Below are 21,643 nucleotides of genomic sequence, written 5' to 3'. Positions count from 1 at the left end.
TTCTCCATTAAGGAAGCCATTTTGTTTGCTCCCGGCTTCATAAGCTTGACTATCTCACCGTCTTGATGTTCAATCAAACGAAATTGAGGAACATTATGTTTCAGAAAAATTGATGAAGGAGAATGCTTGATGTCAGCCCCGATGCATCATCCGATCCCGATACTGGATCTCGACGTCCTGCGCACATTCGCGATGATCGCCGAGACGGGTAGTTTTTCAAGTGCTGCCAATGCCGTGTTCCGCACGCCCTCGGCTGTTTCCATGCAGATCAAGAAACTGGAGGAAACACTCGGGCATGTTTTGCTCGAGCGGGATGCGCGATCTGTCAGACTGACACCGAGCGGTGAAGTTCTACTTGGTTACGCGAGGCGCATGCTTGCTCTCAACCGCGAAACAGTTGCCAAATTCATCGCGCCTACCGTTTCAGGCGTCGTGCGCCTTGGTGCGCCGGATGACGTTGGCGAGAAAGTGTTACCGTTCGTTCTGAAACGATTTGCCGAATCCCATCCGGACGTGACCGTCGATGTGGTCATCGACCAGAGCAACAACCTTCGCAAGCGCCTCGACGAGCAACGCCTCGACGTCACTCTGGTCAATGTCAATGAGACACTTGCAAAGGTTGATGACATAGAAGTGCTCATGACTGAAGAAATCATCTGGGCGGGAGCCAAATGCGGCAATGCCCATGAGCGCAATCCGCTGCCGCTTTCCATGTGGGAAGAGGGGTGCATCTGGCGTGCCAATGCGATCAGTGCGCTCGAGAGCGCAGGTCGCGAGTATCGCGTCGCCTATATGAGTGCGCACACGATGGGACAACGTGCCGCCATCGTTGCCGATCTTGCCGTCGCACCTTTCTCGAAGTTTCTCCTGGAAGACAACATGGTCCAGCTCGGCGCCGAACATGGCTTGCCGCCGCTAGGCGAATCCAAGCTCGGCATGCTTGTCGCGAAGAATGCCGCTGCGCATGTCAAAGCGGTTGCCCAGCACTTGCGCGTTTATTTTGAAGGCTACGAGCGGACTGGCAAGCTCAGCTGCTAGGGCGTGTCGTCGTCTCTCCACGTACGTTACGGTTTTTCCGCTCAACTGATCGCAACGCAATAATTCTTCAGTGCTCTAACCAGTTCTATGCTGGTCTGCTTGCGCGCGCCGGTTTCGAAACCGAGCCTCGCTGCGGCTTCGCTGAGTGGCTTGACGGCTGCGGCGCACGATGCGTGAATTTCTGTGAAGGGGACGCGCTGTAGCAGCAGGTCGACATTATCGATGTTGATGCCGGAGCCTGGCATGATTTTGATCCTGCCGGCTGCGAGTTGGAATGTCTTTTCCAGGTCGTCCAGCCCGGCAAGGGACGTGAGCGCTCGGCCCGATGTCAGAACACGTTCGAATCCGAGGTCGACAGCCATATTCACAGCTTCGGCAAGGTCCGGCACGAGATCGAACGAGCGGTGGAGCGTAACACCCAAACCGTCGCATTGCCTGATGAGGCGTTCGAGAGTGGTATGTTCCAGCTGACCGCTGGCGTGATTTGCACCGAAGACCACACCCGCCAAACCGGCAGAACGCACCACGTCGATTTCGCGCAGCATCGCGTCGATATCGGCTTCACCAAAGACGAAATTTCCGGGCCGTGGCCGGATCATGGCGTAGACTGGAACTGGTGCTAGTGCGGCCTGTCCTACGAGACCCGATGTTGGCGTCAACCCACCGAGCTCAAGCGCAGAACAGAGTTCAATGCGGTCGGCCCCTCCGGAGATAGCCGCCGCCAGCCCGCTGGGACTGTCAACGCAGACTTCCAGCAGAATGCTCATCAGCGAATTCCCATCAGTCCTAGAACACCTGCGCCAATGAGACCGGGTTCAATCTTCAATTCTGCCGGCACGACCAGCGGTTGGCCGGTTTTTCGCAGGATGCGCGCGCGCACTGCCTCGTCAAGCCGCTGGACAAGCTCAACAGAATTGGCCAGCCCCCCGCCCACCGGCACGATAGACGCGCCCACGATATTGATCGTCATCGCAAGCGGGCCACTGACGATGTCGATATAGACCTCTATGGTACGTTCGGCTGCTGCGTCGCCGGCATTCCAGGCGACCATTATGGCAGTACTCGTCAGGTTCACGCCATGCAGATGCGTATGCAACCGTTCCATGCCTCGCGCGGCGCCGACTGGGTCGACGCAGCCGACCTGACCGCAGCCGCAGGCATATCGGGGAATTGCTATCGGCGGATTTCCCGCCAACGTAGCCGAGACAGGCCCATGGCCCCATTCGCCGGCAAAACCGCCTGCGCCTTCGTGAATCTTTCCGTCGATGACGATGCCGCCGCCGACACCTGTTCCGAGGATGACACCAAACACGACGCGGTGCTCGCGTCCCGCGCCAACGACAGCTTCCGAGAGCGCAAAGCAATCCGCATCATTGGCCACCAGTACTGGTCTTTGTAGCCTGGCGCTGAGGTCGGCGACCAATGTCCGTCCATGTATGCATGGAATGTTGGCACAGGTGATTTTGCCGGTATCGGAATCGACGACCCCAGCTATTGAGATTGATATCAAGCCAGTGGGATCGGCACCGCCATCGGCTGCTATCTTGGCTAAAGCTGATGCGAATGCATCAAAGTCGTCGAGCGGCGTCGGGACCTTCGGCAGCGGCCTTATATCTTCAGGCGAATAGGCGATCGCGCCTTTGATGGCAGAACCGCCAATGTCAAAGCAGGCTATCATGGCAAGCTATTTCCGGAATCAATCATCGTGGATGTTTGATAGCGGAAAACTCCCTGCCCACAAAGCTATTCGCGTGAACGCCTTGCGGCCCGATCTTCACGGGAGCGCCTGCGCGGAGACGCATCGCCTGCGACACCGTCCTCGCTGACGTTCTTGCGGGGCGGCAACGTGACTGCCATCGATAATTTTGGAAACGGGTCGATCTTGTTGGGCATCGCCATGGCGTAGACGAAATGTTCCTGGAACTTTGGCTCCAGCGCCGTCTCGATTTTCTCGATGCGCGTGACGGTAGCCTCGATTTCGCGGCGATAGTTGCGATTGAGCAGGGCCATACGGGCACCTGTGCCAGCAGCATTGCCGACGGCTTGCACCTTGTCCAGATCGCAATCCGGGATCAGGCCAAGAACCATGGCATATTTCGGATCGATGAATGAACCGAAAGCCCCGGCAAAACGGATTTGATCGACATGATCGATACCTAACTTGTCCATGAGGAGCTTCACGCCGGCATAAAGCGCCGCCTTGGCAAGCTGGATCGCGCGCACGTCGTTTTGGGTGATTGTTATCGTCGGCGAGCCCTCGTGCAAAAGGTAAGAGAAGGTACGCCCATTCGCCATGACACGGGGCGATTTCACGCTGAGGGTGCCATCGACGACGCCATCCTCCGAGATAATTCCGGATAGATACATTTCCGCAATGACTTCGATGATGGCCGAGCCGCAAATGCCGGTAATTCCGCTTGCCTGCACAGCCTCTTCAAACCCTGGCTCGTCTGACCATTTCTCGGTGCCGATTACGCGAAATTTTGGCTCCAGCGTAACAGGATCGATACGGACACGCTCGATGGCGCCGGGTGCAGCACGCTGACCGCCGGAAATTTCTGCACCCTCGAACGCAGGACCGGTGGGGGAGGACGCGGCAACCGTGCGCTGCCTGTTACCGAGGACGATCTCCGCATTGGTACCGACATCGACGAGAAGCATCATTTCGTCCTGGCGGTGCGGGCCTTCCGCCAGTGTGGCTGCGGCTGCATCCGCGCCAACATGCCCCGCAATACACGGTAGCATATAGACTCGCGTGCCCGGGTTCATCGGCAAACCGATGTCGGAAGATTTCAGATGCACAGCGCCGGAAACAGCCAGCGCGAAGGGTGCGCCGCCAAGTTCCGTCGGGTCTATGCCAAGAAAGAGGTGGTGCATGATGGGGTTGCCGACGAATACAGCGTCAAGGATATCTTCGCGCGCGACGCCTCCCTCAAGGCAAACCTTGTCGATCAGGCCGTTTATTGCCTCGCGAACCGCGAGTGTCATGCCCTCGCGGCCATCCGGATTCATCATCACGTATGAAACGCGGCTCATCAGATCTTCGCCGAAGCGTATCTGGGGGTTGGATGTACCAGCCGATGCAATTGTCCGCACCGAGAGAAGCGACGAGAGATGCATTGCGATCGTGGTCGAGCCGATGTCGCAGGCGATGCCATAGGCTTCGTTCTTCAAACCCGGCCAGAGTCCGATCATGGTTGGACGATCGGTTTCTTCATCGTGATGGATAGCGGCGGTCACGCCCCATTCGCCTTTGCGGAGGATCTGCTGCACGTTTGCCAGAAGATAAGCATCCACGTTTAGATTACGCACGCCCCATTCGTTCTCAAGGGCTATCTTCAACCGGTCAAGATCGCCCAGCGGCTTGTGCATATCCGGTTCTTCCACCTCGACATAGCACATGCGAACGGCTGGATTGCGCTCGATGACGCGGGTATCGACGTCTTTGCGAACGACTTGGGCATTGATCTGCACGTCCTGCGGAACGTCGACGACAAGATCGCCTAGAATGGTGGCAGAGCAGGAGAGGCGCCTGCCTTGCTTTAAATCACGCTTTTCCGCATAACGTTGTTCTTTCGGCCCAAACTCGGAAATATGATCGTTGGAGGAAGTGATGCCGTGCTTGGCAAAACGGCCCTCCTGGACTTCTACCTGGCAGCGCCCGCAAATGCCGCGTCCACCGCATACGCTTTCAACATATACGCCGAGCGTGCGGGCAGCTTCCAATATCGGCGTGCCGACTGCAAAACGTCCGCGCTTGCCAGACGGCATAAAGAGAACGAGAGCTTCCTTTGCCGTTGCCTCCGGTGCTTTGACGGGTGCGTTCAAAATCTATGCTCCAAAATAGCTCCCTTATTCGGCCCTGTGGACCAACTTCTCCCCGAGCGGGAGAAGAAAGAAAGGCACCATAGCTCCGTCTGTTCGTCCCCATCGGGGTTGAAGGAGGTATTAAATACCCCGCAACTAGCTTGCAACCCCGCGCCGCGCCTCACGGCCACCGCGCCGGCGCCCGCCACCGGCAGAATCGGCAGGAACTGAAACGGAAGCGGCTACACCTGGCGCAGCCGGTTGATGATCGCGATACTTCTTGATCCAGTAGGTGCAATTGGCGTCCGTGCCGTTCAGAACGTTGGCGGCGTGAACTGCCTCCATTTCTTGTGGTCGGCATGGATTCATGATCGCCGACGTCATGCCGGCACCAATCACCATCGGAATGAAGCCAGCATTGATGCCATGACGGTGCGGAAGGCCGAAAGAGATATTGGACAGGCCGCAGGTCGTGTTGACCTTAAGTTCTTCGCGCAACCGGCGGAGCAAAGCGAAAACCTGTCGTCCGGCGTCACCGAGGGCTCCGATCGGCATGACCAGCGGGTCGACGACGATATCATGGGCGGGAATACCGAAATCGGCCGCTCGCTCGACAATCTTCTTGGCGACGGCGAATCTAACGTCCGGATCCATCGAGATGCCGGTCTCATCATTGGAAATGGCGACGACAGGAACGTTGTACTTCTTGATCAGCGGCAGGATGGCTTCGAGTTTTTCCTCCTCGCCGGTTACCGAATTCACCAGCGGACGGCCCTTGGCAACCTTTAACGCCGCCTCGATGGCAGCGCTTACAGAGCTGTCGATCGACAAGGGAACATCAACGAGGTTCTGAACGATTTCCAGCGTCTGGACCAGCAGGCCCGGCTCCGTCGCATTGGGATCAACCGCGGTCACCCCCGCATTGACATCCAGCATGGTCGCGCCCGCGGCAACCTGCTCCAGCGCATCCCTGATGACCGTGTCGAAGTTGCCTTCGATCATTTCAGCGGCGAGCTTCTTGCGACCAGTTGGATTGATCCTTTCACCAATCACGCAGAAAGGCTGATCAAAACCAATGATGATTTCTCTGGTCGCCGAAGCGACGATCGTGCGGGTCATGCAGATTACCTCAGTTGCTCGCTGCGTTTGCGTATTGCGTGTTTACATTCCATGAGCCGCGATCAACGAGCCATTCGGACGATTTCTTCAACCCTCCGAACGGGAATACGTGAATCTGCTTGATGGCAGAAGCCGGCGTGGCCAAGACGTGCTGCTCGATTGGGCCGACCACGCCTTCCGGTGAATGGCTTGTGGCAAGGGCGGTCAGGGACAATGCATTCTTCTTCAGAAAGCTGATTGAATTGCCGACGCCGCACATGGCCGCGTATTTAATCAGGGTCGTAATCTTGGCAGGGCCTGCAACGCCGAGATGTACTGGCAGGTCGACACCATGTTGGCGCAGCGATTCCGAGTACCGAATGAAGCGCTCTGCATCGAAACCAAACTGGGTGACGACGCGCAGCTTTGCGCCGGTACGTTCGCCGAAATTCTTCTTCAAGCGAAGCGCTTCAAGAGCAACTGCTTCGGAGAACTCAGGGCTGCCTTCCGGGTGTCCCGCCACACCCATTTCATTTATGCCGTACTTGTCGAAGAGGCCCGTTTCCAGAACTTCCATCGTGGAAGAGAATTCACCCGCCTGACGCTCAAGGCCACCACCGATGACAAGAACGTCTGTCACGCCAGCTTCCTCGGCGGCACGGCGGATGCGTGTCTCAAGAGCGACCCTGGTCGACAGACGGCGAGAGGCAAAATGCGGAACGGGTTTGTAACCCAGATCGTAAATCCGTTTGGCAGCTGTCGTGAGAGTATCGACGCTATCAGTCCCCATATCTGTGATATAGACGCGGGTGCCAGCAGGGAACAAACCCGGTAAATCCTGCGACTCGATTGCCTGGCGTGCCGCGACTTCGATAGATGCTGCGATCTTGGTCATTGGATCCTGCTGCGACTTCGCTTTGAATTCATGAATGCTCATGTCCACCTGCCTTTACGAGCGCCACAAGGCGTTCCCGGTTATATTCAGAATCAATTCGGGCGAGGGCGCTGTCCGCCTCGGTCTCCAGATCATCACTTACCGGCACCGGAGTTCCGCGGCGCCATTCCGCCAGATAGGCGTCTGAATCTTTGGCACCGATGCGCATTGCACACATGTCGATGGCTTCGGTGAAACGGATCGGTAGTTCGCGCTTTGCTGCCTGGCGCCCTTTTTTGACGGTCACTTGAGCAGGAATATCCCGCCAATAAACGACAATGAGATCAGCCATGCATTTCATCCTCCGACGAGGACCTCTTTTGCCGGAAAAACATGGGCCAAGCTTGCTATCTCACGACGCGGGTCCACTCAAATGCGACGTGCCCGACTAGTGTTTTTGCGACAGCTCAAAAAGGCAAGAATGTCGCGAGGTATGAAAACACGTTCGCCGCAATGAAAGCGAAGCCGGTGACAATGGCAATGGAGACTATGCCGACGACGACGCCCGCGAGCAGTAGCCGGCCATCGCGCTCGCAAAGCGCAATTCCGATAACGGCGGTCGCGAAAGCAGGCAGCCAGTTCGAAAGCGGCATTGGCAATACGACAGACAAGCCGAGAATGGTCGTGAACGCGCCCAGCCAACGATCCCCACGCTTGCGGCCAAAGGGCCAATTACGCGGCCGGATGAATTTTTCCAGCCATTCCAACCAGGGAACGACCCTGTCCGAGATCAGCCGGAAACGATCGGGTGCTATGGATTTCGTGCGCAGGAACGCGGGGAGCCAGACCGATTCGCGGCCCATCACCATTTGCACGGAGACGAGTACAAGCGGAATGCCAGTAAGGACGCCGGTTCCCGGCGGCAGCGGTATGAGATTCAAGATGGCAAAAAATGTGAGCAGGGCGGCAAAGCTACGGTCGGTGAAGGCATCCTCAAGTTCATTGAAGGACACGGGGGCCGTTGCAGACAAGGATAAATCCTTGAAAACCTGCGAGAGCGAGCGAGGGTCATTGTCCGGTGTCCGATGTACAGCGGCGCGGTCTGGCTCGTTCTTTTCTTCGGCGTCGATTGCAGCCATCTTAACGTCTTCGTTCCACATGCTGACGCATATGGCGCGAGGTCGATGACATTGCAATGACGAAAATCCCTCAACGCTTCAGTTCGAGTATGTCCAACAGCGATTCGCGGGCGGGTTCGGGAAATTCGATATGGAACTCATCCTTTCCTGTGCGATATGCATATCCTGTCTGGTCAACGTCAGGACCGCCGCCATATTTTCCCGGCATTTCACCTGAAACATAGCCGACGCCGAGATAGGTGAGGCGAGTGTCGCTTTCGGTATAGAAGCGCCCCTTCGTGCGTTGGGAACCGCTTGTTTTTTCAAGCATCCAACCGGATCCATCATCGGTAACACGGCACTTGAACCACTGGTAAATCACCAGCGCCGGTTCTTTACCAAGCTTTATCGTCCGGCATTTCCATTCGCCGGTCATGTCAAAATTTTCACTGAAAGCCAGTCTGGGTCTCGCCAGAATTTCCTCCAATTGCATTACATCGGCCGGAGCGCCGCCTTTTCTGGCAGCATCAACTGCCGCACTCCTGTTTTCTTCATATCCGTCCAGCTTTGCTTGATCAGTCTTTGTGATTATTTTCGATATAGCGCCGTCCGCCTGGACGAAATTAGTGCAGGCAATCAGGAAAATCGCGCCAAGACCCGTGCGAAGTATCATGTGTGCTACCCGGATGATTGATTGGTGGTTGATACCTATTCAAACGACTGTCGCGCAGGTTGATGGCGACAAGATCTAGCTGAGAGCAGCAGCGGAGGTCAACGCAGGTACGAGGTCGCCATAGCCTGTAAGGCGCCGCTCATACTCAAGCCCGAGAAACGCGGCTGCCTTCTCCGCTTTAGCGCTTAACTCGGGATCATCCGTTTGTGCCATGTAGATCATCTTCGTATAGTTGCCAAAGTACATCTCACGCAGTTCCGGGTGCCGATCAAGGCCCAGAGGCTTGACCATGAAAGCTTCGAAATGACGAGCCAGGAAATCAGTCATGAAAAACGAGGTCATGTCGTCCTCCCATTGTGCGGCGAACGCTTCGTTCCCGGCATAGAACGAGAAGCAATGGGGTCCGGCGATGCGTTCAACTCCATGTTTCTCGCAGACGCGGTCGAGCATTCCTCCCGTGCCGCAATCGGCATAGCCTACAAAGATGCGCGTTATGCCCTGCGCCCTGGCTTCGACGATCGCTCGGTCGACCGACGGCGCAATCCTGTCGGGATAGTGATGGTAGATCGCAGGAAGGCATTTAAGATCAATATGATCGAGCCCACACTGTTCACGTATGGCCAGAATTTCTCGTGCGATCATCCCGCAAGCGATGACCCTTACGATCTCCGGTGACTTAGTCGACTTTCGGCTTGCATCCATGGAACTGATCTGGCTCCATCGCGTTGTGCGAACGTTGGTTTTTAATATTACCAGAACGGGAGATACCGTCCATGAAACTATCACATATCGTTCCGATTGCCGCTGTACTCGCAGTTGTTGCACTTGCCGGTTGCGCAAACACTATCCGCGGAATGGGTCAGGATACGGCCAACACCGTAAACGCAACCCAGGGCGCTGGTCACCGCGTAGCAAAGGCTGCCAATTAATTAACGCTTAAGGCCCGGTCCGGGCCTCAGCCGTTATTGATTTATTGCTTTGAAAACGGTCGCAAATATGCGGCCGTTTTTCGCTCAAGCTCCTGAGAGCTGGTTGTGTTTCCGCTTCATGTAAGCTTTGGCGGTTTCGACCGCAACTGCCGCATCACGGCAATAGGCATCGGCACCGACCGCCTTGCCGAATTCCTCATTCAAGGGTGCACCACCGACAAGCACGACATAATCGTCCCGGATACCCTTCTCCTTCATCGTATCGATGACGACTTTCATGTAGGGCATGGTAGTCGTAAGCAGGGCAGACATCCCGAGAATGTCGGGCTTATGTTCCTCGATCGCGTCAAGATACTTCTCGACAGGGTTGTTGATGCCAAGATCGATGACATCGAAGCCCGCACCTTCCATCATCATGCCGACGAGATTTTTTCCGATGTCATGAATGTCACCTTTGACGGTACCTATGACAAGCTTGCCCTGCTTGGGGGCCCCGGTTGCAGCAAGCAAAGGGCGCAGGATGAACATGCCGGCCTTCATCGCATTTGCCGATAGCAGCACTTCTGGTACGAAGAGGATACCGTCGCGAAAGTCTTCACCCACAATTCGCATGCCTTCGACCAACGCTTCGGTGAGGACCTTGTAGGGTGCCCAGCCACGCTCGAGCAGAATGTTGGTGCCCTCCTCGATTTCTTCCTTGAGACCGTCATAGAGGTCGTCATGCATTTGCTCGACGAGTTCATCGTCCGAAAGCTCCGAAAGAATGATTTCATCATCGGCCATTTTTATGCTTCCTCTCAAGCGTTATGCAATGTCACTAACATAACTGGTGTTTGTTTAACATATCGGGCAAGTTGCTGAAAACGCATCGCTTAAATGCGACCTAGTAAATGACGAAAACGACCGGCAGTTTGTCTCCGATGCGCCACTGGGTGCCGCACACGGAAACGCTCTCGCTGGCGTCACGTCTAGATTCGACTAGCTTAGGACGAAGTCCGCGCTCGCGAGCGCTGAGGAGACAGAAAATGGTTGAGGAAACGTCAGTCGATGCACCTGCGGAAGCGGAGACAAGCAGTGGACGTCGCGGTCGCGGCGCTGGGGCAGGTGCAGCTGCCCGTCGTGCGGCCCGTTCGGGCGGCGGTCCCGGCAAGTCGCTGACCTATATTACGCGCAAGATACGCACTTTTGAAGTGTTGGACGAAGAGGGGCTGGCGATTATCGAGGCGAACGCTGACACCGTTCTGGAAGAGATCGGTATCGAGTTCCGCGACGACGCCGAAGCTCTGGCGCTCTGGAGGGACGCGGGCGCCGACGTCAAAGGCGAACGCGTACATTTCCCCAAAGGCCTGCCGCGCTCCCTGCTGAAGACGGCCCCCCCAATCTACACGCAGCGCGCGCGCAACCCGGAGCGTTCCGTTCAGATCGGCGGCAATGCGACCGTTTTCGCACCGGTCTACGGGCCGCCCTTTGTGCGCGACCTTGACGGCAATCGCCGCTACGCAACTATCGAAGACTTCAATAATTTCGTGAAGCTCGCGTATATGGCACCGTCCATCCACCATTCAGGCGGGACTGTTTGCGAGCCGGTAGATGTGCCCGTCAACAAGCGCCATCTCGATATGGTGTACGCCCATATCAAATATTCCGACAAGCCTTTCATGGGATCCGTCACGGCTCCGGAACGCGCGGAAGATACAATAGCTATGTGCAAGCTGGTGTTCGGCGAGGATTATCTCGACCAGAACACGGTGCTGACGAGCCTGATCAATGCGAACTCGCCGATGGTCTTCGACGAAACGATGTTGGGCGCTTTGAAAGTGTATGCGCGCAACAACCAGGCTTGTATCGTTACCCCGTTCATTCTTGCAGGCGCCATGAGCCCGGTAACCGTGGCCGGCACGCTTACGCAGGTCTTGGCGGAAGTGTTGGCCGGGGCGTCGTTCACGCAGTTGATCCGGCCGGGCGCACCTGTGATATTTGGCACCTTTGCGTCGTCGATCTCGATGCAATCCGGTGCGCCAACCTTCGGCACGCCGGAGCCGTCACTTGTATCTTATGGCGCCGCGCAACTGGCACGGCGCTGCGGGCTGCCATTCCGCACCGGCGGCTCGCTTTGTGCCTCGAAAGTCTCCGACGCACAAGCTGCTTATGAGAGTGCCAATACGTTGAATTCGACGCTCCTTGCGGGGACGAATTTCGTGCTGCACGGGGCCGGCTGGCTCGAGGGCGGGTTGGTCTCGTCCTATGAAAAGTTCATGATGGATATAGACCAGCTTGGCATGGCGCAGAAGATCGCGGAAGGTGTCGACCTGTCCGAGAATGGTCAGGCCATGGACGCCATCCGGCAAGTTGGGCCCGGCAGCCATTATCTCGGTTGCGACCACACCCAGGCCAACTTCCAGACGGCGTTTTATCGGTCGAGCATTGCAGATAACAACTCATATGAGCAATGGCTGGCCGAAGGTGAGAAACGCGCCGATCAAAGAGCCAATGAACTTGCCCGCCGGTGGCTGGAGACTTATGAGGCGCCTCATCTCGATCCCGCCATCGACGAATCTCTCAAAGAGTTCATTGCCAAGAAAAAGGCATCCATGCCCGACGCTTTCACCTGAAAGAAGCCCGATGACGGCCGGGCTAAAGTGGCCGATCTGATCCATCAGGAAGTCTGGGCCTCCGCTGTGAAGGGCTAGGCATCCGATGAGTGACGCTGTTTCGATTCTAGATGAAGTTGCCGCCGCGCTGGAGCCCTATGGTCTCGTCCCCCGCGGCGGACTTGTTTTCGATGAAGTGGATCAAGCGCCGCCGCCGGGCGAAGGGATGATCGCCAAAAGCGTGGTTCTGGTTGGACATTACGGCTCGTCCATATGGCCGCATTTTATGGAATGGCGGCAATGGCACCCGAACATGATCGATCCTCTCGATGCCTGGTCGAAGCAGGCGTTGTCCGAGATCGCCGCGGATTTCGGTGCGAAGTCAGTGTTTCCCTCCGACAGACCCTATTTGCCGTTCCAGCAATGGGCCGGCCGTGCGGAGGGTCTACGGACCTCTCCCTTGGGGATGCTGATCCATCCCGAATACGGTCTCTGGCACGCTTATCGCGGCGCACTTCTGTTTGATCATCCCGTGGCATTTCCGACGCATCATGCTCCGGCTTGCCATCCTTGCGACACTTGCGCGGAGAAACCCTGTCTGTCCACATGTCCAGCCGGGGCTTTCAACAGTGCGAGCTTCGCCGTGGATAGCTGCCGTCATCATCTTGCCGGACCGCAAGGTGCGACCTGCATGGATGGTGGTTGCCTGGCCCGGCTAGCCTGTCCGGTTGGGCGAGGGCATGCCTATGCGCAGGATCAACAGCGCTTTCATATGGCGGCTTTCGCCGGCATATGATCAGCCACGGCGTCCGCGCCGCTCCCGCTTTGGCATATCATCGGCGTGCGCTGCAAGCTTGTTGCGCATGGGTCCGATGGTCTCGATGATTGTCTCGACCGAAGGGCGGGCGCCGTGCGTATGACTGTCGAGCGCCTTACGCATTGCCGCCAGATGCTCGAACGATGTGCCGCAGCAACCGCCAATGATCTTCGCGCCGCCATTGATCGCCAGGTGAGCGTAGTCGGCCATCAGCTCCGGAGTTCCGGAATAGAAGATTTCGGCACCCCTGAATTCGGGTATGCCGCAATTGCCCTTGATGACGATGGTCGCAGAAGGATCGGCGTCACTCATGTCGAGAAGTGTTGCGAGGATATCCGACGCACCGACGCCGCAATTGGCGCCGACAGCCACAGGAGGTTGCGAAAGCCCGTCCACAACGCCGTGGATTTCTTTTGGCGGCAGACCCATCATGGTCTTTCCCGCTGTATCAAACGAACCCGTATAGACGTAAGGCAGGCCCACTTTTACAGCAGCTTCGGCAGCGGCACGTATTTCCCCAGGGGCAGACATCGTTTCAATCCAGGCGACGTCCACGCCCCCCGCCTTCAAACCCTCCAATTGTTCGGTGAAGGCCGCAACGGCGTCCTCTTCCGTCAATGCACCGAGGGGTATCAGGAGTTCGCCGGTCGGACCGACCGATCCAGCGACGATGACCTTGCGACCCGCCTTGTCGGCGACGCTACGCGCCAGCTCGGCGGCCTTTTTATTAAGTTCGAACACACGGTCGTGCGCATGATGCAGCTTCAAACGATGACGGGTGCCGCCAAAGGAATTGGTGAGAATTATATCCGCCCCCGCATCGACAAAACCCTGATGCAGTGCAACAATCTTTTGCGGTTGCGCTTCATTCCAAAGCTCTGGCGCTTCTCCAGCTTCCAGGCCCGCAGCAAAGAGATTTGTACCCGTAGCCCCATCGGCGAGCAGAACGCCCTTTTCAGCAATGAGATCAGCGAGTGGGTTTGCAATCGTCATGACGCGCGTTCCTATGGGTATCAACTAAATAACGATATAAGGAAGTCTTTATATGTGGTCAATCATCATTTGCGACAAGACGTGCCGCAGGATCAGGTTACCTTCAATGACGATATGTATTGAGCGGCCTCGTGCGCATTGATCCTGGCTACACGGATGAGCCCGTCGAAATGTCGTTGCATGGTCAATACCGCCTCGGTGGTGTTCAGAACGAGATACATCTCTCCGACAAATATGGCTGTGCGATAGGGGCCAAAAACGGTGTATGGAACAGAAAAACGCTCGCGCCCGTCAAAGAGGTAGAGCCGGAACGATGGATATAGTTCATCAAGCAGCTCAGCCATATGCTTCAGCTGTTCCTGCCGCACCTTGCGAGGAAGATCGCTCCAGATACTGCAACCACCGGCGAAATCATTCAGCGTCTGAAATGGCATGCAGACTTCCATGTCGGTCCCTGGTTGGCGGTTGTAGTCCAGCCGGAACGCGGTCTCGCTCAATTGAATTGCTGGATCGCGATGAACCATCGAGGTTTCATAGGCAACGACTGCCTGTGTGCGCAAAAGGTCCGGAATACGTGCGGGAACATAACGGATTTTGCTGCCGGTCGCTTCCGCATGCCATTTTACAAGAAGGGTGCGTTCGAAATTATCGGATCCCTCCTCGATCTCCATACTTGGGCGAAGCTCGCCGGTGATGCCTTCATCCTGGCTGAGGCCCAGCAGCCAATCCAGGGATACGGAATGACGTTCGGCAATGTTGAGCAAGGTTTCGACCCGCGGCAGCCTTGTAGACTGGCCAGACAACAGCTGTGACAGGGCGGAACGGTCGATGCCAACCGAGGCGGCAAAGGACGACTGGTTTTCCCCACTCCGGAGAAGGAGACTTTTTATCCGCTCCTGGAACAGGCGGGACAGATCGCGTTTATCCATAGTCTCACCCCGTCGTTTACAATCCACAACATTTGCGCTGTTTGGTGCGCAATATCAACACTTACTCACAAAAATCTCGTTGCTGACAGCTACTGACAGTGAGACGATGAAAAACATGGAATCAGAAAGACATACCGAAATACCCTCGTCACGATCGCAGCATCCGCGAAAACGTACCGGCATTGAATGGCCGACGGTTGGTCTGATGATAGTCTGTTACGGACTCTGGTTCATATCCGGGACCTACGTCTATCATACCATGCCAGTTGTTGCTCTTGCGGCGATGGCGCTGTCCGTTGCACTGCATTCGTCGTTGCAACATGAGGCCCTGCACGGTCACCCTACACGCCGTGGTTCTCTGAACGAACTTCTCGTTTCACTGCCTCTTGGCATTGTCTTTCCCTACCGCCGATACAAGCATCTGCATTTGAAACATCACGCGGATGAACGGCTGACCGATCCCTATGACGATCCGGAAAGCTATTACCATGCCATGAGCGATTGGGGGAAATTCCCGGCATTCGTTAAACTGATGCTCAATTGGAACAACACGCTGATTGGCCGGATCGTCATCGGCCCCCTACTGATGATCATCGGGTTTGTGATCTCCGAGGTGAAACTCGTCGCTGGGGGCGACAGGAAGACGCGAAATGCATGGTTGTTGCACTTGGCCGGGCTCGTCCCCATGGTCGGCATCGTGTGGCTGATCTTCGACGTTCCGCTTTGGCTGTATGTGCTCACTTCCGTTTATTGGGGTCTTTCTATCATCGCCATCCGCAGTTATTGTGAGCATCAATGGTCGGAAAGGCCCGACGGACGCACGATAATCGTGGAAAGCTCGCCCTTGGCGCTGATTTTTCTCAATAACAATCTGCATTTCGTTCATCACAAAAAGCCAACGGCACCCTGGTATGATCTTCCGAAACTTTATCGCGAACAGCCAGAGGAATGGCAGCGGATGAACGGTGGCTATGTGTTCCGCAATTATTTCGAGATTCTGCGCGCATACGCATTCCGTAAAAAGCAGGAAGTTGTACATCCTATTTTGCGCCGCGAACCGGCTCCAGCGCGGGCGTTCCGACCGCGTCGCCACGGCATCAGCCTGCAAGGTGGCACAAGCTTACCTATTCCCGCCGAGCCGCCGAAAGACTAAGTATCAGGCATGACCCTTGTAGCGGCTTTACCGATGTACGATTGGCCGGAACGGCGCGTCGAAGTTGACGCGCAATGGACGATGCTGCGCGACAGACTCCGATCGGCCGGGTTCAATGCGCCAGACGTGCTCGTACGCCGCAACGCCGATTTACCTGCTGTCCCGGGTGGAATCAGGGATGCTGCGGGCAACGTCATCGCCCCGGATCCGGCTATGCTTCCACCTGATGAGCTAGACCGCGCAACGCTTTGGCTTCACCCTGACTTGCTGTTTGCCCAAACGTGCTGGGGTCCGCTTGAACTAGGCCTGCAGGCGCATGTCCATATCGTAGGTCAGGATGACTATTCCGGTGTCGAGGGGGGAGATGGCGAGTTTTACTCAAGTGCCCTGGTGATGCGGCGCGGTGAGGCAATGCAGGTGGTCGTACCGCCTGACGGGAAGGCCACACTCCCTTTGAACGCGATGCGGAACAAGCGCTTCGCATTCAATAGTCACGATTCAATGTCCGGCTATATCGCTCTTCAACGGGACCTTGCCGGCCAGGGAGAAACGCTGGACATATTTGCCAGCCATGGAGAAACCGCCGGCCATCGCCACTCGATTGAAGCTGTTGCAACCGGCCGCGCGGACATAGCTGCAATCGACTGCAAGTCCTGGGAACTGGCGCAGCGTTACGACGAAGCCGCCAGTGCCTTGATCGTCGCGGGCTGGACGGGCAAGCGCAAGGGCTTGCCCTTTATCTCGAAGTTTGATCTACCCGCGCATCTTTTCGCCTGAGGGATCGAATGGCGGCTCAAGGTTGATTTGGGCCGGCCGGCGAATACCGAGGATTTCCACCTCGAACAATCCTCGCTCCTGGCTCTTGGCAAGTTCTGCCGGTACGTAGCCTTGCGCCATCGACTTCCCGACATAGTGGGCATAGCCGCCGGATGTTACCCATCCGACAACCCGCCACTCACCCTGCACTGCGCCAATATCACCTTCATTGGCAACCACTTGTCCAGTTCCGTCAAAGCGTGGTGCGCCCACCCCGTGGCTCGCCTGCACGACGCCGTAGTCTTTAGTGACCTTGGCCCAGATCGGCTCGTCACCCATCACGTCGGCAGCACCTTCTCCTTCGGGAACGTCAACCATCAACGAAATCCGGCGAAGTTTGGCCGTGTCGCCCGAGTCGAATTCTGCTTTTTCCCGCGCAGCGGCCTCGCGCCCAATGAAATCATTCTTCGACAGCTTTACAAATCGGTCCATCGATCCTTCATAGGGCCCGTAGATCGGTCGTAACTCGCGGTACCAGGTGGGGAAATTCTTCTCGAGCCGCATCGAGAGCAGGGCGCGCATACCAAAATCAACGATCCCGTATTCGGCGCCGGCTGCCTTGATCGCCTTGTAGACAAGACGCTGATAGGCAGGTTCCATCCATATCTCATAGCCGAGATCGCCCGTGTAGGAGATCCGATTCACTTTGCAAGGTGCACCGCCGACAGCCATTTCACGGAAGTCCATGAAGCGGAACGCTGCGTTGGAGACATCTTCGTCGACGAGTTTGCCGAGAACAGCGCGAGCTTTTGGCCCTGCGATCGAGAGCCCGACGAGCGTCTGGTCGAAGCGATGGATGCGCACGGAGCCGTCCCTCGGCTGCTGTTTTCGAAACCAGCGCATGTGATAGCGTTGAGCGGCAGACGATCCCCAGATAAGGAACCGCTCGTCAGCGGCTCTTGCGATCGTGAAATCGCCAATGAGCTTGCCTTCGTGGTTGAGCATAGGCGTAAGAACAAGTCGTCCGACCTTCGGCATCGTGTTGGTCATCAGGCGGGACAAGAAGGCGTCAGCACCCGAGCCCGTTACCTCGTATTTGGCAAAGTTGGCTATTTCGGTGACTCCGACGCTGTTACGCGTGGCGCGAACTTCATTCCCGACATGCTCGAAATCGTTGGAACGATGATAGGAAACGACGTCGCGCGGATCAGTACCCTTGGGAGCGAACCAGAGCGGTGTTTCAAGACCCCATGAGTCGCCCATGACAGCGTTTTGGGCAAGCATCGTATCGTAAAGCGGGGTCGTCTGCTGTGGACGTCCTGCCGGTAACTCCTCGTTTGGGAAACGTATGGAGAAGCGCCGTGAGTAATTTTCGCGGACTTTAGCATTGGTATAGCGCAAAGTCGCCCACTCGCCGAAGCGCGCCACGTCCATGCCCCACACGTCGAAGCCGGGTTCGCCGTGCACCATCCAATTTGAGAGCGCAAGGCCAACGCCGCCTCCCTGGCTGAAGCCGGCCATTACCGCACAGGCTGTCCAGTAATTGGTGAGGCCAGGAACAGGACCCACGAGCGGATTGCCATCAGGCGCGAAGGTGAAGGGGCCATTGATGATTTGCTTGATACCGGCCTTCTCGATTCCAGGGAAATGCTTGAACCCGACTTCAAGGGAAGGGGCAATTCGATCGATATCCGGTGGCAGAAGTTCGTGGCCGAAGTCCCAGGGGGTGTTGACCGGTGACCATGGCTTGGCCGCCTTTTCATAGGTGCCGAGCAGAATGCCGTTGCGCTCCTGACGGGTGTATATCTCGCCCTTGAAATCCATCACGCCAATGAGTTCGCGGCCCGTCGACTTGTTGAACTCCATGACCTCAGGCATGTCTTCGGTCAGAAGATACATGTGCTCCATCGCCAGGACGGGCAATTCGAGGCCCACCATGCGTCCGACCTCCCGCGCCCAGAGACCGCCGCAATTGACCACGTGCTCGGCTTTGACGGTCCCTTGCTCCGTAACGACATTCCAGGTCCCATCGACTTCTTGCGTCAGTTCAACGACCCGATTTCGCAACGATATATCGGCGCCGAGCTTACGTGCGGCTTTGGCATAGGCGTGAGTGGTGCCGGATGGATCGAGATGACCTTCCACGGGATCCCACATGGCGCCTACGAAATTCGTCTCATCCATCAGCGGGAACATTGCCTTGGCTTCGGATGGCGTAATCAGTTCCGTGTCCATGCCGAGATAGCGGCCACGGGCATGGGCGAGACGCAGGAAGTCCATCCGTTCCGGACTGTCCGCCATCATCACGCCGCCGGTTAAATGCAGTCCGCAGGACTGACCGGAAAGTTCCTCGATCTCCTTATAGAGGCTGACAGTGTAGGCCTGCAGCTTTGCGACGTTCGGATCGCCATTCAGAGTGTGAAAGCCGCCAGCAGCATGCCAGGACGAACCGGACGTAAGTTCCGACCGTTCGATCAACAGCACATCGGTCCACCCGGCACGCGCAAGATGATAGAGCACGGAACACCCGACAACGCCGCCGCCAATGACAACTGCTTTAACGTGGGATTTCATAATCTTATGCCTCGTCTATGAAAATGTGATTCAACGTGTTGAGAGTTTGAGTCAAAGATCAGAAATCGGTTGGAGCGCCGCCCTCTGCCTTGCGTCCTGCAACGAAGGCATTGATTTCCTCTTCAATCGCGGGATCGATCGGGGGTTTGACATAGGTGGCCAGCCGTTCTTTCCACACGCGATTTGCCCGCTCGATAGCCGTCGGCGAGCCAGCTTCCTGCCAGCTCTCATAATTGCGCCAATCGGAGATGATGGGCGCGTAGAAAGCATTCTTGTAGCGCGATTGCGTGTGAGCAGTGCCGAAGAAATGGCCGCCTGGGCCCACATCCCGCATCGCATCTAGGCCGAGCGCATCATCGGAAAGGTCGAGTGGCGTCAGGAATTCCGCGACCATTTGCAGGAGATCAAAATCGAGAACCATCTTCTCATAAGAACAGCAGAGCCCACCCTCGAGCCAACCGGCCGAGTGGAGCATAAAATTCCCGCCGCCCTGAATGGCACCCCAAAGGGAGAAGACCGATTCATAGGCCGCTTGAGCATCTACGGTATTGGCAGCGCAAACGTTCGATGTGCGATAGGGGATATTGTAGCGTCGGGCCAATTGGCCGCCGATCATTTGCGCCTTCATGTATTCGGGGGTGCCGAAAGCCGGCGCGCCGGACTTCATGTCGACATTGGACGTAAATCCGCCATAGCCTACCGGCGCGCCTTTCTTCACCATCTGGGTAAAGGATATTCCAGCTAGCGCTTCGGCGTTCTGCTGGACCAAAGCACCGGCGATCGTCACCGGCGCCATGGCGCCTGCGAGAGTAAACGGCGTCACTATGACGATCTGGCCGTTGCCGGACATCTGAATGATGCCCTCCATCATCGGTATGTCAAGCTTGAGCGGAGAATTGGTATTTATGATCGTATAACAGGACGCTTCGCTTTGCATTTGCTCCTGACTAATGCCGCGAGCGAGGCGCGCGATCTCAATCCCGTCCTGGTTGCGCTCCTTGCCCAGCGAATAAATGTGAAACGGCTTGTCGGTCAGGGTGGCCAGATCCCGAATACACTCGAGGTGACGCACCGAGGGATGAATGTCGATGGGTTCTACAGGATATCCCCCTGTCGCATTGATGATATTATGCATCTGCGCCAGTTTCAGGAAATTGCGGAAATCAGCCTGATTACCCGACCGCCTGCCATTGTCGGTGTCCGAACAATTCGGGGCGGAACCCATCTGCGCGAAGATGAGATTATTGCCGCCGAAACGGACATTGTGAGCGGGATTGCGCGCGTGCAGCGTAAACTCGGACGGCGCCTGCCCGACATAGTCGAGGATCATGTCCTTCTCGAATCGAACGCGCATCGTGCCGGGGGCTACATCGGCGCCTGCCTTTTTCATGATTTCGCGCGCACCATTGTGCAACACGTCGACACCGATTTCCTGCAGGACCTTCAGCGAAGCGTCGTGAATAGATTCCAGTTCATCGTCGGAAACGACCTTCGTTGGGGCGAAAGGGATTCTGAGCTGGCGCGTGGCCGGCTGATCGAACGCGCCGCTCTCCACGCTGCGCGGCCGTGCCCGACCACCACGCCTGCCATGATCCCGCGAGGATGCACTTGTGTTGGATTCGATTGCAGGTTCAGCCATTTCCTATGCCCTCATTTCGCGCCCCCGGCAGGCGATGAACCAATATCGCCAGAGGAGCTTTGAGGGTGCGCGGCGTGAGCGACGCTGAGCGCAAGGGAAGCGACACCGTTCCCTGGCGTTCCAGCTATTCAGCCGCAGCCCTGGACGTGAGATGGCTTATCGGCGTGACCATTGCCTGAATCAGGCTGTTCATGCTGATGATGCCTGTGGCCTTTCCATTGTCGTCCACGACGGTAGCAAACTGCTGGTTGGCGTCGGTCATGGTCTTGGCCGCTTCTTCGAGAATGGTGCCGGTTCTGACGGTTACGCCGCCTGTGGACGCCGGCATGCCCGACTGCGTGGCGATGGTGTCAACCATGATTACGCGTCCCCGGTTAACCTCCTTCACAAAGCTGGAGATATACTCGTCCGCGGGTTGCAGGACGATATCCTGGCCGGTCCCCTGTTGAACGACCTCACCATCGCGCAGAATCGCGATCCGGTCCCCCAAGCGCAATGCTTCATCAAGATCGTGAGTGATGAAGACCACCGTTTTCTTGATCTCTTTCTGCAGGTCGAGAAGGACAGATTGCATGTCCATCCGGATCAGCGGATCGAGTGCGGAAAAAGCTTCGTCCATCAGAAGTATGGGAGCATCATTGGTGAGCGCACGAG

Annotated in this window: 21 protein-coding genes; 6 read left to right on the top strand and 15 right to left on the bottom strand. The window is 56.7% G+C overall.

The window, feature by feature from the left end; translation table 11 throughout:
• Positions 1 to 129 precede the first annotated feature (129 nt).
• A complete protein-coding gene (locus CU100_RS18355; RefSeq protein ID WP_106718071.1) occupies positions 130 to 1,038 on the top strand; it encodes a LysR family transcriptional regulator in 909 nt (302 codons plus the stop codon).
• Between the two features lie 41 nt (positions 1,039 to 1,079).
• On the opposite strand, the gene CU100_RS18350 is transcribed toward CU100_RS18355, so the two are convergent.
• From CU100_RS18350 to CU100_RS18310, 9 genes are all read right to left on the bottom strand, one after another.
• A complete protein-coding gene (locus CU100_RS18350; protein WP_407070359.1) occupies positions 1,080 to 1,808 on the bottom strand; it encodes a copper homeostasis protein CutC in 729 nt (242 codons plus the stop codon).
• On the bottom strand, positions 1,805 to 2,716 hold the full coding sequence (locus tag CU100_RS18345; RefSeq protein WP_106718069.1) for an ROK family protein: 912 nt from the start codon (positions 2,714 to 2,716) through the stop codon (positions 1,805 to 1,807). The genes CU100_RS18350 and CU100_RS18345 overlap by 4 nt, the downstream gene beginning before the upstream one ends.
• 65 nt (positions 2,717 to 2,781) lie before the next feature.
• Positions 2,782 to 4,809, bottom strand: coding sequence for an ASKHA domain-containing protein (locus CU100_RS18340; protein WP_106718622.1), 2,028 nt, complete (start codon positions 4,807 to 4,809; stop codon positions 2,782 to 2,784).
• Between the two features lie 192 nt (positions 4,810 to 5,001).
• Positions 5,002 to 5,964, bottom strand: coding sequence for a methyltetrahydrofolate cobalamin methyltransferase (locus CU100_RS18335; protein ID WP_106718068.1), 963 nt, complete (start codon positions 5,962 to 5,964; stop codon positions 5,002 to 5,004).
• A 10-nt stretch (positions 5,965 to 5,974) separates the two neighbouring features.
• Complete coding sequence (locus tag CU100_RS18330; protein ID WP_407070351.1) at positions 5,975 to 6,880, bottom strand: methylenetetrahydrofolate reductase; 906 nt, start codon at positions 6,878 to 6,880, stop codon at positions 5,975 to 5,977.
• The gene (locus tag CU100_RS18325; RefSeq protein ID WP_106718067.1) at positions 6,867 to 7,169 is read right to left on the bottom strand and encodes a virulence factor; all 303 of its coding nucleotides are present in this window, start codon (positions 7,167 to 7,169) and stop codon (positions 6,867 to 6,869) included. Before CU100_RS18325 ends, CU100_RS18330 begins: the two co-directional genes overlap by 14 nt.
• A gap of 115 nt (positions 7,170 to 7,284) precedes the next feature.
• Positions 7,285 to 7,956 carry an exopolysaccharide biosynthesis protein gene (locus CU100_RS18320; RefSeq protein WP_106718066.1) on the bottom strand — a complete coding sequence of 224 codons (672 nt, stop codon included), beginning with the start codon at positions 7,954 to 7,956 and terminating at the stop codon, positions 7,285 to 7,287.
• A gap of 70 nt (positions 7,957 to 8,026) precedes the next feature.
• Positions 8,027 to 8,608, bottom strand: coding sequence for a DUF4893 domain-containing protein (locus CU100_RS18315; RefSeq protein ID WP_106718065.1), 582 nt, complete (start codon positions 8,606 to 8,608; stop codon positions 8,027 to 8,029).
• A 75-nt stretch (positions 8,609 to 8,683) separates the two neighbouring features.
• Positions 8,684 to 9,310: a DUF1638 domain-containing protein gene (locus tag CU100_RS18310; protein WP_106718064.1), complete on the bottom strand. Its 627-nt coding sequence runs from the start codon at positions 9,308 to 9,310 to the stop codon at positions 8,684 to 8,686.
• Between the two features lie 71 nt (positions 9,311 to 9,381).
• On the opposite strand from CU100_RS18310, the gene CU100_RS18305 reads away from it, so the two are divergent.
• Positions 9,382 to 9,537 (top strand): entericidin domain-containing protein, encoded by a 156-nt coding sequence (locus CU100_RS18305; RefSeq protein WP_106718063.1) that lies wholly within the window; start codon positions 9,382 to 9,384, stop codon positions 9,535 to 9,537.
• A gap of 84 nt (positions 9,538 to 9,621) precedes the next feature.
• On the opposite strand, the gene CU100_RS18300 is transcribed toward CU100_RS18305, so the two are convergent.
• Positions 9,622 to 10,320: a corrinoid protein gene (locus CU100_RS18300; protein WP_106718062.1), complete on the bottom strand. Its 699-nt coding sequence runs from the start codon at positions 10,318 to 10,320 to the stop codon at positions 9,622 to 9,624.
• 242 nt (positions 10,321 to 10,562) lie between these two features.
• Between CU100_RS18300 and CU100_RS18295 the strand changes: the two genes are divergently transcribed.
• Both CU100_RS18295 and CU100_RS18290 read left to right on the top strand, forming a co-directional pair.
• Positions 10,563 to 12,149 carry a trimethylamine methyltransferase family protein gene (locus CU100_RS18295; RefSeq protein ID WP_106718061.1) on the top strand — a complete coding sequence of 529 codons (1,587 nt, stop codon included), beginning with the start codon at positions 10,563 to 10,565 and terminating at the stop codon, positions 12,147 to 12,149.
• Positions 12,150 to 12,234: 85 nt separating this feature from the next.
• Positions 12,235 to 12,924, top strand: coding sequence for a 4Fe-4S dicluster domain-containing protein (locus tag CU100_RS18290; RefSeq protein ID WP_106718060.1), 690 nt, complete (start codon positions 12,235 to 12,237; stop codon positions 12,922 to 12,924).
• On the opposite strand, the gene bmt is transcribed toward CU100_RS18290, so the two are convergent.
• Complete coding sequence (gene bmt, locus CU100_RS18285; RefSeq protein ID WP_106718059.1) at positions 12,925 to 13,938, bottom strand: betaine--homocysteine S-methyltransferase; 1,014 nt, start codon at positions 13,936 to 13,938, stop codon at positions 12,925 to 12,927. It lies immediately after the preceding gene.
• 92 nt (positions 13,939 to 14,030) lie between these two features.
• Positions 14,031 to 14,867, bottom strand: coding sequence for a helix-turn-helix domain-containing protein (locus CU100_RS18280; protein ID WP_106718058.1), 837 nt, complete (start codon positions 14,865 to 14,867; stop codon positions 14,031 to 14,033).
• Positions 14,868 to 14,982: 115 nt separating this feature from the next.
• On the opposite strand from CU100_RS18280, the gene CU100_RS18275 reads away from it, so the two are divergent.
• Both CU100_RS18275 and CU100_RS18270 read left to right on the top strand, forming a co-directional pair.
• Positions 14,983 to 16,020, top strand: a complete 1,038-nt coding sequence (locus CU100_RS18275) for a fatty acid desaturase (RefSeq protein ID WP_407070350.1) — start codon at positions 14,983 to 14,985, stop codon at positions 16,018 to 16,020.
• A 9-nt stretch (positions 16,021 to 16,029) separates the two neighbouring features.
• The gene (locus CU100_RS18270; protein WP_106718056.1) at positions 16,030 to 16,797 is read left to right on the top strand and encodes a PhnD/SsuA/transferrin family substrate-binding protein; all 768 of its coding nucleotides are present in this window, start codon (positions 16,030 to 16,032) and stop codon (positions 16,795 to 16,797) included.
• On the opposite strand, the gene CU100_RS18265 is transcribed toward CU100_RS18270, so the two are convergent.
• The 3 genes from CU100_RS18265 to CU100_RS18255 all read right to left on the bottom strand — a co-directional run.
• Complete coding sequence (locus CU100_RS18265; protein ID WP_106718055.1) at positions 16,774 to 19,350, bottom strand: GcvT family protein; 2,577 nt, start codon at positions 19,348 to 19,350, stop codon at positions 16,774 to 16,776. The genes CU100_RS18270 and CU100_RS18265 overlap by 24 nt on opposite strands.
• 58 nt (positions 19,351 to 19,408) lie before the next feature.
• Positions 19,409 to 20,989, bottom strand: coding sequence for a trimethylamine methyltransferase family protein (locus CU100_RS18260; protein ID WP_106718054.1), 1,581 nt, complete (start codon positions 20,987 to 20,989; stop codon positions 19,409 to 19,411).
• A gap of 124 nt (positions 20,990 to 21,113) precedes the next feature.
• On the bottom strand, positions 21,114 to 21,643 hold a 530-nt coding region (locus CU100_RS18255; protein ID WP_146141873.1), incomplete at its 5' end, for a CBS domain-containing protein.

This window comes from Phyllobacterium endophyticum, from assembly GCF_003010935.1.
Classification (GTDB): Bacteria; Pseudomonadota; Alphaproteobacteria; order Rhizobiales; family Rhizobiaceae; genus Phyllobacterium; species Phyllobacterium endophyticum.
This window is presented reverse-complemented; position numbering and strand designations above follow the sequence as displayed.

What these genes read in the sequence shown, in the direction of transcription:
- CU100_RS18300 (WP_106718062.1), bottom strand. Translation starts at nt 10,320, where the DNA reads ATGGCCGATGATGAAATCATTCTTTCGGAGCTTTCGGACGATGAACTC.
- CU100_RS18310 (WP_106718064.1), bottom strand. Translation starts at nt 9,310, where the DNA reads ATGGATGCAAGCCGAAAGTCGACTAAGTCACCGGAGATCGTAAGGGTC.
- CU100_RS18320 (WP_106718066.1), bottom strand. Translation starts at nt 7,956, where the DNA reads ATGGCTGCAATCGACGCCGAAGAAAAGAACGAGCCAGACCGCGCCGCT.
- CU100_RS18275 (WP_407070350.1), top strand. Translation starts at nt 14,983, where the DNA reads ATGGAATCAGAAAGACATACCGAAATACCCTCGTCACGATCGCAGCAT.
- CU100_RS18265 (WP_106718055.1), bottom strand. Translation starts at nt 19,350, where the DNA reads ATGAAATCCCACGTTAAAGCAGTTGTCATTGGCGGCGGCGTTGTCGGG.
- CU100_RS18290 (WP_106718060.1), top strand. Translation starts at nt 12,235, where the DNA reads ATGAGTGACGCTGTTTCGATTCTAGATGAAGTTGCCGCCGCGCTGGAG.
- CU100_RS18340 (WP_106718622.1), bottom strand. Translation starts at nt 4,809, where the DNA reads ATGCCGTCTGGCAAGCGCGGACGTTTTGCAGTCGGCACGCCGATATTG.
- CU100_RS18295 (WP_106718061.1), top strand. Translation starts at nt 10,563, where the DNA reads ATGGTTGAGGAAACGTCAGTCGATGCACCTGCGGAAGCGGAGACAAGC.
- CU100_RS18270 (WP_106718056.1), top strand. Translation starts at nt 16,030, where the DNA reads ATGACCCTTGTAGCGGCTTTACCGATGTACGATTGGCCGGAACGGCGC.
- bmt (WP_106718059.1), bottom strand. Translation starts at nt 13,938, where the DNA reads ATGACGATTGCAAACCCACTCGCTGATCTCATTGCTGAAAAGGGCGTT.
- CU100_RS18325 (WP_106718067.1), bottom strand. Translation starts at nt 7,169, where the DNA reads ATGGCTGATCTCATTGTCGTTTATTGGCGGGATATTCCTGCTCAAGTG.
- CU100_RS18315 (WP_106718065.1), bottom strand. Translation starts at nt 8,608, where the DNA reads ATGATACTTCGCACGGGTCTTGGCGCGATTTTCCTGATTGCCTGCACT.
- CU100_RS18305 (WP_106718063.1), top strand. Translation starts at nt 9,382, where the DNA reads ATGAAACTATCACATATCGTTCCGATTGCCGCTGTACTCGCAGTTGTT.
- CU100_RS18330 (WP_407070351.1), bottom strand. Translation starts at nt 6,880, where the DNA reads ATGAGCATTCATGAATTCAAAGCGAAGTCGCAGCAGGATCCAATGACC.
- CU100_RS18335 (WP_106718068.1), bottom strand. Translation starts at nt 5,964, where the DNA reads ATGACCCGCACGATCGTCGCTTCGGCGACCAGAGAAATCATCATTGGT.
- CU100_RS18345 (WP_106718069.1), bottom strand. Translation starts at nt 2,716, where the DNA reads ATGATAGCCTGCTTTGACATTGGCGGTTCTGCCATCAAAGGCGCGATC.
- CU100_RS18260 (WP_106718054.1), bottom strand. Translation starts at nt 20,989, where the DNA reads ATGGCTGAACCTGCAATCGAATCCAACACAAGTGCATCCTCGCGGGAT.
- CU100_RS18355 (WP_106718071.1), top strand. Translation starts at nt 130, where the DNA reads ATGTCAGCCCCGATGCATCATCCGATCCCGATACTGGATCTCGACGTC.
- CU100_RS18280 (WP_106718058.1), bottom strand. Translation starts at nt 14,867, where the DNA reads ATGGATAAACGCGATCTGTCCCGCCTGTTCCAGGAGCGGATAAAAAGT.